The following is a 10,893-nucleotide window of genomic DNA, read 5'->3' on the forward strand; positions in this document are numbered from 1 at the left end:
TTATGACTGGCAAAGAAATAAGAGAGTTGTTTTTAAAATTCTTTGAAGAAAAAGGGCATACTCGAGTTGCTTCATCTTCATTAGTGCCGGAAAATGATCCGACATTACTTTTTACAAATGCAGGAATGAACCAATTTAAAGATGTATTTCTTGGCAATGAAAAAAGAGATTACTGTAGAGCCGTAACTTGTCAAAAAGTTGTAAGAGCAGGTGGAAAACACAACGACCTTGAAAATGTAGGAAGAACAGCAAGGCACCATACATTTTTTGAAATGCTTGGAAACTTTTCTTTCGGCGATTACTTTAAAGAGGACGCAATAAAATATGCGTGGGAATTTTTAACAGAATGGCTCAAACTTCCAAAAGATAAACTTTTTGTTTCCGTTTATAATGATGATGATGAAGCTTTTGAAATATGGAATAAAGTAATCGGTATCCCAGCAAACAAAATAGAAAGACGCGGAGAAAAAGATAATTTTTGGTCAATGGGTGACACTGGGCCGTGCGGTCCATGCTCGGAAATTCATATTGATCAAGGCCCTGAAGTTGGTTGTAAAAGACCCGATTGTAATCCAGATTGTGAATGTGACAGACATTTGGAGCTTTGGAATCTTGTATTTATGCAGTTTAACAGAGATGAAAGCGGTAAGCTTACTCCTCTCCCAAAACCAAGTATTGATACAGGTATGGGGCTTGAAAGAATTACTACAGTTGTCCAAAAAGTTAACAGTAATTACGACACTGACCTTTTCAAGCCGATATTAGAATATATCGCTAGTCTTGCAGGAAAAAAATATGGCGCCAATGAAAAAGATGATGTCAGCATCCGTGTAATTGCAGACCATAGCCGTTCTACTACTTTCCTAATTTCTGATGGTGTTATCCCTTCAAATGAAGGTAGAGGGTATGTTTTAAGAAGAATTATGAGAAGGGCTATGCGCCACGGAAAAATGTTAGGTTTTGATAATACATTTTTTTACAAAGTATGTGAATTTGTTGTAGATTTTATGGGTGACCATTACATAGAGCTTATTGATAAAAAAACATATATTTCTAAGGTTGTTATAAATGAAGAGTTAAGATTTAAAAATACACTCGAGACAGGTCTAAAAATAATAGGTGAATTACTTGAAAAGTATAAAGATAAAAAAGAACTTCCAGGGGTAGAAATATTTAAGCTTTATGATACATACGGATTCCCTACCGACCTTTTGCAAGATATTGCCGAAGATAATGGTTTTATCCTCGATATGATAGGTTTTAATGAAGAGATGCTTAAGCAGCAAGAAAAAGCTAAAAAATCTTGGGCAGGAAGCGGAGAAGAAAAAATCCCTGAAATATACCTAAATTTAGCTTCTAAAATAAAAACTGAATTTGATGGCTACAATAAATTATCATTAAACTCTGAAATCAAAGCATTAATAAAAAATAACAAAGAAACTGATACGCTAATGGAAGGTGACGCAGGAGCAATTATTCTTGAAAAAACTACTTTTTACCCTGAAGGTGGAGGTCAGGTTGGCGATAAAGGTATTATCAAAACTGAAGATGGAATATTTGCAGTGGATAACACTAAAAAAATTGCCGATAAGCTCATAATCCATGAAGGTAAAGTACTAAAAGGAAAATTTCTTGTTGGAGATTCAGCTGACACTGTTGTTGATAAAAATCTACGTAAAGCTACTGAAAAAAATCATACGGCAACGCACTTGTTGCACAAAACACTACAAATGGTATTGGGTGACCATGTAAGGCAGGCAGGCTCATTGGTTACACCTGAAAGGTTAAGGTTTGACTTTGCTCACTTCTCACCTCTTTCAAAAGAAGAGATTAAGCGTGTCGAAGAAATTGTAAATGCAGAGATTCAAGAAAATGCTCCCGTAACAAAAACATATAGCAATATTGAAGATGCCATTAAATCAGGAGCAATGGCGCTTTTTGGGGAAAAGTACGGACAAACTGTCAGGGTAGTTAGTGTTAAAGATTTTTCAACTGAGCTTTGTGGTGGCTGCCATGTTGATAATACAGGAGAGATTGGTTTATTTAAAATAATAAGTGAATCAAGTGTTGCAGCGGGTGTAAGAAGGATTGAAGCTGTTACTGGAATCCATGCGTTTAATTTTTTATCGGATAGTGAGCAGATTGTGTCTGAACTTGAAACAGCACTTAAAACAAAAAGAGAAAATGTAATTTCTAAAGTTGAAGAGCTTGCTTCAAATATTAAGCAGTTAACTAAAGAAATTGAAAAGTTAAAATCAAAAGAGGAAGCTGGTAAAATTGATGCCTTCCTTGAAAATATTAAATCTATTAACAATATCAATACACTTGTATTAAATCTTGGAGAAGCTGATGTCTCTCACTTGAGAAATACAATGGATATTGCAAAATCTAAAATTAAGAGCGGAGTAATACTTATTGTCAGTGCCACAAATGACAAAGTAACATTTTTATGCGGTGTTACGGATGACCTTACTAATAAATATAGTGCCGGTGAAATTGTAAAAGAAGTTGCAAAAGTTACCGGCGGTGGGGGCGGTGGTAAAAAAGACCTCGCCCAAGCTGGTGGAAAAGATATAACTAAACTAGATAAAGCAATTGAAAAGTTTTACGAATTAATATAACAGGCTGACCTTTGTCAGCCTTCTTTTTACATTATGATGTTACATAAATTGAAAAAGGATTTAAACAAAAGGAAACCAATATATATTAATCAGGAAGAAAGATTGGCTGCCGTAATGATTCCTATTATCAAGTCCTCTTTGGGATATGAAATCATATTCACGAAAAGACTCAGCACATTACCCACTCATGCGGGAGAAGTTTCTTTCCCGGGCGGACTTAAAGAAAAAAATGATTCATCATTAGAAATTACAGCCATTAGAGAAACTGTAGAAGAGATAGGAATAAACGCAGGCCATATTGAAATAATTGGCAGACTTGATGATGAAATGTCTATACACAAATTTAAGGTTGCACCTTTTTTAGGTTATATCAACTCTAACACTAAAATTGAAGATTTGAATTTTCAAAAAAGTGAGGTTGAAAGAGTTTTTTCTGTACCTATAGAATATTTTTTCACCTGCCAACATTGGAGAGAAACATGGGTCAGAAAAGATGATAAAGTTACCGTTTATTTTTACCCCTACAAAGATCTCATTATCTGGGGTCTTACCGGAAGGATACTTTCAAAGCTTCTTAAAATTGTTTCAGAATACTTAAAATAATAATTTTACGCCATTTTTTATGATATAATAATGAATGAATAGTTAGTTTTCTAATAAGATAATGTTTTAATAGTTAATAAAATAATTTTATACAAATAAAATTAATTGCTTGTCATTAAATGGTTTTTAATATAAAAGTAATTAACAAATAAAATAAGGGGTGTAAAATGTATAACATTACATTCTCAAAAGACTCAGAAGCTGAGTATAAAAAACATGAATTATTTTACGAAGAAAAAATCAAGAACATCTTTAGTGGGTTCAAAAAATCTAATCAACCTTTTTATAATTTTGCAAAAATATTTATAAAAAGTGTTCCTTACAACCTTATCGAAATACTTAGCGATAAAGATATTTTAAACTTTACTGTAAAACTTTTCGATACGTTTAACAGCAGAAAAAAGAAAAAATATTTGCAAACTGTTATTGAACCATACAATAACGATTTTTTCATAGGTAATTTTTCAATAATAGTTATGAATACAGATGACAGACCTTTTCTTGTTGATAGCATAAGGGAATATTTTTATGAAATAAATCTGAACAGTCAATTTATACTTCACCCAATTTTTAGCGTAAAAAGAAACGCAAAAGGTGATATTACAGAAGTAGATAAGCCACAAATTGGTACTAAAAATGAATCTTTTGTAGTAATTTTCATTCAAGATGCACAGCCATCAGATCTAAAAAATATATCTGACGAATTAAATAAAATTTATGATGAAGTTTGCCTTACCGTTGATGATTACCCTGATATGAGCAGAATGCTCGACAACTTAACCCTTTATTATAAAAATAAATCAAATGAAGTCTCATCTTTCTTACAGTGGATAAATAACAACAATTTCATTCTTCAAGGGATAAGGATATTGAATGATATCAACTTAAAGGATGAAACTTACAAACTTGAACAATATGGGGTATACAAGCTCAACAGAACAATCGGAATAATTCCTAACATGATAAAAGCCCTTAAAAATAAATCTTTTAAATTTGTGAACGGTTACCCCATCGTTGTAGATAAAGCACTCTATTCCTCAAAAGTCAAAAAAAGAAAAAACTATGATAGAATTATTCTTGTAGATGACAAAGGAGATTCCTTAACATTAATATCAATGATAGGAATCTTCTCAAAAGATGCATTAAAAACGCCACCTTATAACATCTCCATAGTAAAGCACAAAATGGACGAAATTGTAGACCATTTTGGATTTGTTAACGGTTCTCATGATCACAAATGGCTTATAGATATGCTTGATGCATTTCCTAAAACTGAAATTATCTCTCTCGATAAAGAAACTTTAATTAATATTTTTAAAACTGTTTTCTCCATGCATGGAAAAAACCAAGTCATTTTTTATACAAAAAGTTTTAAACCACTAAAGAATTACTATGTATTCATGACCTTCCCCCAAGAAAAATTCTCAACAGAGACAATGCTTGCCATTAAAACAATTTTTCAAAATGCTCTTGACGCTTATACCTTGGATGTTTCGGTAAGAAATGATGATCACGGATATGTTTTTGCTCACTTTCATTTTTATATCAAACATATAGAGTCACTTGAAAAGTTAAATTTACAACTAATTGAAACCCAAATAAAAGAGCTTATAAAGGACTGGAAAGATGAACTATATGAAGAATTAAAAATCAGATTTTCCGGTATAAAAAGTGATCAGCTATTTCAAAAATTTGGAAACGCTTTTTCTGAAACTTACAAAACCAAGTGTACACCTCACGAAGCGGGAGAAGACATCTCATTCCTTGACAATTTAAAAGGGATTAACGCAAACCTTTATACTGATGATACTAAAACCACAATTAAACTATACACAAAAGATAGAATTCTATTAACAGATATAATGCCAGTGATTGATAATATAGGGATAAAAGTCAATGAAGAGTTTACTTACAAGGTAAAATGTGAAAATGACAATTATTTTATTAATTCAATTCATCTTGCTGACATTAATGACCCAAAGCAGTTCAAAGAGCAATACTCTAAGATATTACCTGAACTAATAATAAATGTAATCACTGATAAAGTAGAAAATGACAAAATTAACAGCTTATGTATTATAGAAAATTTAAACTATCGTGAAATTGACTTTTTAAGAACTGTAAGAAACTATATTGAGCAAATAAATCCGCTCTATAGAAGAGTAAGCTTGAATGAAGCCCTAATTAATAACAGTAAAATATCCAAACTATTTATTGACTATCTATATGAAAAATTCAAACCGGGACAAAAAAAGCGAGATTTTGTCACAATAGAAAACAATATCTTAAATAACATTGATAAGGTCGTATCAGTACAGGAAGATAACATATTAAGACATTTTTACAAAGTTATAACAGCAATTGTAAGAACAAATTACTTTATACCTGGCAAAGACTATATTTCATTCAAGATTAAATCAAAAGAGCTTGACATAGTGCCTGAGCCAAGACCGATGTTTGAAATTTACGTCCACAGCGCTCAAATGGAAGGTATACATTTGAGAGGTGGAAAGGTTGCAAGAGGTGGGTTGAGATTTAGTGACAGACCTGATGATTTCAGAACAGAAATATTAGGGCTGGTAAAAACCCAGATGGTAAAAAATACAGTAATTGTCCCTGTTGGTTCAAAAGGTGGATTTGTCGTCAAGAAAAGGTATGAGGACAGGGAATTAGATAAAGAGCACGTTATTAACCAGTATAAAACACTAATAAAAGGGCTTCTTGACATTACAGACAACTATAAAGGTAAGAAAGTAGTTCACCCTGAAAATGTGGTAATATACGATGAAAAAGACCCTTACTTAGTAGTTGCGGCTGACAAGGGTACAGCAACATTTAGCGATATTGCCAACAGTGTTTCCATAGAATACGGGTTCTGGCTCGGAGATGCTTTTGCATCGGGAGGTAGTGCCGGTTATGATCATAAAAAAGTAGGAATTACAGCAAAAGGGGCTTGGGAATCTGTAAAGAGACACTTTAGGGAGCTTGGAAAAGACACTCAGAGTGAACCGTTTACAGTGATTGGTATTGGTGATATGGCAGGAGATGTTTTTGGTAATGGAATGCTGCTTTCCGACAAAATTAAGCTGTTAGCAGCCTTCAACCATATACATATATTCATTGATCCAAATCCTGATCCTGAAACAAGCTACATTGAAAGAGTCAGGATGTTTAAACTTCCAAGGTCCACTTGGAAAGATTACAATCCAAAGCTTATCTCCAAGGGTGGCGGAATATTTGAAAGAAGCGCTAAGAAAATTGAAATTTCACCTGAAATCAAAGAAGTTTTTGATATACCAACTGATGTCGTTTCAGGGGAAGAATTAATCAGATATATATTAAAAGCTAGAGCTGAGCTTTTATGGAATGGTGGAATTGGAACATATATTAAAGATGACTTTGAAACCAATGAAGAGGTTGGTGATAAAGCAAACGACAATGTGAGGGTTAATGCTTCCGAGTTAAGAGTAAAAGTAATAGGTGAAGGTGGCAATCTCGGACTTACCCAAAAAGCAAGAATAAGATTTGCATTAAACGGAGGTCTAATAAATACCGACGCAATTGACAACTCTGCTGGCGTGGATATGTCTGACCATGAAGTAAACTTAAAAATCTTATTCGATGTACTTATGAAGAATAATGAACTGAAAGGTATGAAATCCAGAAATTCTCTCATAGCCAAATTAACCCCAGAAGTAACTGAGCTTGTTTTGAGGGATAATTACTTGCAGACTCAAACTATAAGTTGTGACTTAATAAAATCTGAAAACAACATAATTTCATATGTTGATACTGCAGAATATTTACAAAGCATAGGGCTTTTAAACTTTAAAATAGAAAATATTAACTTTATAAAAGAGAAAAGACAGATAACAAGACCTGAGTTAGCAGTACTGTTGGCATATACAAAGATTATGTTATTTGATAGCGCAGTAAACGAGTTTAATCATGATTCAGATTTGCTAAAGCAGGAATATATTCAATATTATCCTAAAACAGTTATAAAAAATTATTCTAAGTATTTTAACGAACACAAACTTAAAAATGAAATAACAGCAACAGTGGCAGTTAATAAAGCGGTAAATCAAGCAGGTATACCTTTCTTCATAGAGCTTCATAAATCTACAGGGCAGCCCTATGCCAAACTTATAGAAAGATACCTTTTTGCGGATAAACTCCTTGAAACTTCTGAAATAAGGAAAAAAATAGAAGAGCTTGATTTGAAAGTTGATACAAAAGTCCAATATACTATGCTGATTGAGCTTGAAAAAACACTAAAAGTCGCAACAAATTGGCTTATTAATGACAACAACTTCAAGCTAATTAATGAAAATATGGACACCTTTAAGAATATAACTAAAATTGTTACAGGAAATCTCAAAGGTAAATTTAAAGAAAACTATGATCTACTTTTAGGAGAATTAACCTCTTGTAACTGTAAACCGGGAATCTCAAAAGCAGTTTGTGATATCAAATTTATGAAACCGGCATTTGACCTTTTTGAAATTATATTAAAGAATAAGCTTGATATGTCTAAAACTGTTAAAAACTACTTCAACATAGGCTCACTATTTAACCTTCCACTATTTATTAAAGGGATAAAACAAACTGATATAACAACTACTTGGGATAGGATTAACAGAGATAACCTATTAAACAGAATAAAACTATTCCAAAAAGATTTTTGCCAAAAATACACTGAGCATGGAGAAAGCTGGTTGAAATCTTTGGAAAAGGAAGAGCAAATATTTTTTGTGAACTATAATAAGTTTTTGGAATCTATCAGTGCAGGAGAGTTTAATAGCCTTATACCATATAACGTAATGCTAGACTCTCTATTTAATATGATAAACTCAAAATAATGTTGAGGTTAAAAAGTGTTGAAGAAATCTTTGCTTGCTTTGCTTATAATACTCTTAATGGAGGTCGCATTGACTGCTGCTGTTAAAGAAACAACCTTAAAAAACGGTGTTGACTTTGTTTATAAATACATTCCAAATGTTAAGGTTACTTCGGTTCAGGTTTGGATGAAAACAGGCTCTGTTAATGAGACAACGGAAATAAACGGAATTTCTCATTTTTTGGAGCATCTTGTTTTCAAAGGCACCACAAAATTTAAACCTGATGAAATAGATTTAGTAGTAGAATCGAACGGCGGCCAAATGAATGCAGCTACAAGCAAAGATTACACTTTTTACTACATTACAATACCAACTTACAACTCAAAGGTTGCATTTGAAGTCCTTAGTGAAATGGTCTTCAATGCAACCTTTATTAAAGATGAAATAGACAAGGAAAGACCTGTAGTTATACAGGAAATTAAAAGAAAATATGATAACCCTACATTTGATATGTGGAAATATATTTCTGATACCCTTTATGTTGATACACCCTACTCTATGGAAATTATTGGCACTGAGGATAACATAAGAAATTTTACAAGAAAACAGATAGTTGATTACTACAATAAATATTACCACCCTAAAAATATGACTTTAGTGGTTGTTGGTGATATATCATATGAAGAAGCCAAGGCCCTTGCCACTCAATATTTTGAAAAATTTAGAGAAGTAAGCCCAGGTAAAAGCTACTCTCTTAACAAAAAGATACAGCTTAGCAAAGACGACTTTAAAGTTTTCAAGAAGGATTTAACCCAAACTTACGCTGCAATTGTTTATCCAGCTTTTCCCATTACTGACCAAAGAACTTATGCACTTGATGTACTAACTGAAATTTTAGGTAGTGGGGAGAATTCAATTTTAAAATCAAAATTAAAAAGTGAATTAAATTTAGTCACGTCTATTTATGCAGGCTCTATGGGACAAAAATTTGTAGGAAGTTTTGTAATCTATTTTACTGCTGATGATGAAAATTTTAATAAAGTTATCAATGAAACAGATAAAATATTAAAAAACATAATTGATGGAAAAATAGATGACAACATGCTTACAAGAGCTAAAAATAGATTAAAAAGTCAAATGGTCTTCCAAAGGGAAAAAACATCTTCTGAGGCAAATGACATAGGATATTCATTTACACTTGATATTAAAGATTACTACTTCAATTACACTGACAAAATTAATTCAGTAACAATAGATGATTTGAAAAAAGTCGCTAAAGAAGTTTTTGATAATCACAGAATAATTGTAGCCACGTCAAAATCAGAATTAAAACTATAAAATAAATACCTCCTAAAATTTGGCGGGAGACTAAGCTCCCGCATTTTTTATAACAGTTCAAAAAGCTTATCTATAGTTTTTTCAATCCCAGCAGCAACTTCTGAAATACTTTGTCCAAGCATATACGCAGGAGTAGTTACAATTTTATTTTCTTTATCTACAATAGCTTCCTTTACCGGACATGATATATGATTAGCTCCAAGAGATTCTATTGCACCGGCAACACCCTCATCTGTCCCTATTGTAATTGATGACTTGATGTTAGTCCCTTCAAGTGCCTTTGCTACCAACACAGGGGCTATACAGATAGCCACAAGAGGTTTTTTAGCCTGTATTACTTCTTTAACCAGTCTTTTTACATCTTCATCTATTTTGCAGTCAGGGCCATCTACCGCAAAAGTAGAAAGGTTTTTAGCAGCACCAAACCCACCAGGAAAAACAAGTGCATCGATATCATTTACAGAAACATCTTTAATATCCTTTATATTACCTCTTGCAATCCTTGCAGACTCAACTAATACATTCCTTTTTTCACCTTCACTTACCTCACCGGTAAGATGATTTACAACATGCATCTGTTCAATATTTGGTGCCATCATTACTAAATCAGCACCCTTCTTATCAAGATATAAAAGTGTCAAAACGGCTTCATGAATCTCACTTCCATCAAATACTCCACAACCACTTAAAACAACACCAATTTTTTTACCCATTTTACACCTCCGATAATAGATTGTATTTTTTTCAACAAAACCACTAGTACAAATTTATATACATATAATATCAAATTCAATTAAAAATCTTTAAAATCACCAATATCCATTTGCCTAAATATATCTAATTATCATATTACTTCTCTATTACCAGCCATACGTACAAATCTCCACTTTTAGGGTCAACCCACTCATCGAGAATAACAGCATTTTGCAATATCTGTTCTGACTTATGAACAGAGAGAGAGCTTAATTTACTCGTATATGTGTCGCTTACCTTGGAAAGTATCCGTGTCCTTTCTATGTTTAGCTCTGTATTGACAAAAACCTTCAATTGTTTGGCAAGCTCAGCTTGAGCTAATGTTTTAGCAAGCCTTTTCTGAGCTGCATATCCACCCCTTACAGATGATTTTCTTGCAATACCAATTGCCCCAAAATATCCGTCATAATTTGCGTCATAAAACCATACAGGACGTCCATCTTTTAAAGGAAATTTTGTATCATTTGACTGTTTTTTTTCCTTTATGTCAGAAGGAGCTTTTTTCTCTTCTATTGTTTTTGGCTTTTGTGATAAAGGTTCATCAGCAGTTTTGTCAAACACTGGTTCCTTAATTTGAGGCTCTCCGGTTTCCTGATCCAATTCATTAAAAGCTTTGTCAGCCTCAGCTTGCTGATGTGAAACAGAATTTTGTTTAATATAAGGCTTTGTGTAGGAACAGCCTGAAATAATTACCACAATACAAACAATTACGAACAATATTCTTAAAAACATTTTTC

6 protein-coding genes are annotated in these 10,893 nt (G+C 32.7%); 4 read left to right on the plus strand and 2 right to left on the minus strand.

Annotation, left to right across the window (positions count from 1 at the left end):
* Window positions 1-2 precede the first annotated feature (2 nt).
* The 4 genes from alaS (at window position 3) to LF845_RS10525 (ending at window position 9,403) form a co-directional block, all read left to right on the plus strand.
* Window positions 3-2,621, plus strand: a complete 2,619-nt coding sequence (gene alaS / locus LF845_RS10510) for an alanine--tRNA ligase (RefSeq protein ID WP_242820974.1) — start codon at window positions 3-5, stop codon at window positions 2,619-2,621.
* 36 nt (window positions 2,622-2,657) lie between these two features.
* Entirely contained in the window at window positions 2,658-3,224 is a 567-nt protein-coding gene (locus tag LF845_RS10515; protein ID WP_242820975.1) for an NUDIX hydrolase, read from the plus strand.
* A gap of 167 nt (window positions 3,225-3,391) precedes the next feature.
* Entirely contained in the window at window positions 3,392-8,086 is a 4,695-nt protein-coding gene (locus tag LF845_RS10520) for an NAD-glutamate dehydrogenase domain-containing protein (RefSeq protein WP_242820976.1), read from the plus strand.
* A 15-nt stretch (window positions 8,087-8,101) separates the two neighbouring features.
* Entirely contained in the window at window positions 8,102-9,403 is a 1,302-nt protein-coding gene (locus tag LF845_RS10525; RefSeq protein WP_242820977.1) for a M16 family metallopeptidase, read from the plus strand.
* Between the two features lie 47 nt (window positions 9,404-9,450).
* Here the strand turns inward: LF845_RS10525 and elbB are convergent, their stop codons facing one another.
* Both elbB and LF845_RS10535 read right to left on the minus strand, forming a co-directional pair.
* Window positions 9,451-10,116, minus strand: a complete 666-nt coding sequence (gene elbB, locus LF845_RS10530; RefSeq protein ID WP_242820978.1) for an isoprenoid biosynthesis glyoxalase ElbB — start codon at window positions 10,114-10,116, stop codon at window positions 9,451-9,453.
* A 136-nt stretch (window positions 10,117-10,252) separates the two neighbouring features.
* Window positions 10,253-10,893: LPP20 family lipoprotein (locus LF845_RS10535; RefSeq protein ID WP_242820979.1), on the minus strand; the 641-nt coding region annotated here is incomplete at its 5' end.

The sequence above is a fragment of the Deferrivibrio essentukiensis genome (assembly GCF_020480685.1).
Classification (GTDB): domain Bacteria; phylum Chrysiogenota; class Deferribacteres; order Deferribacterales; family Deferrivibrionaceae; genus Deferrivibrio; species Deferrivibrio essentukiensis.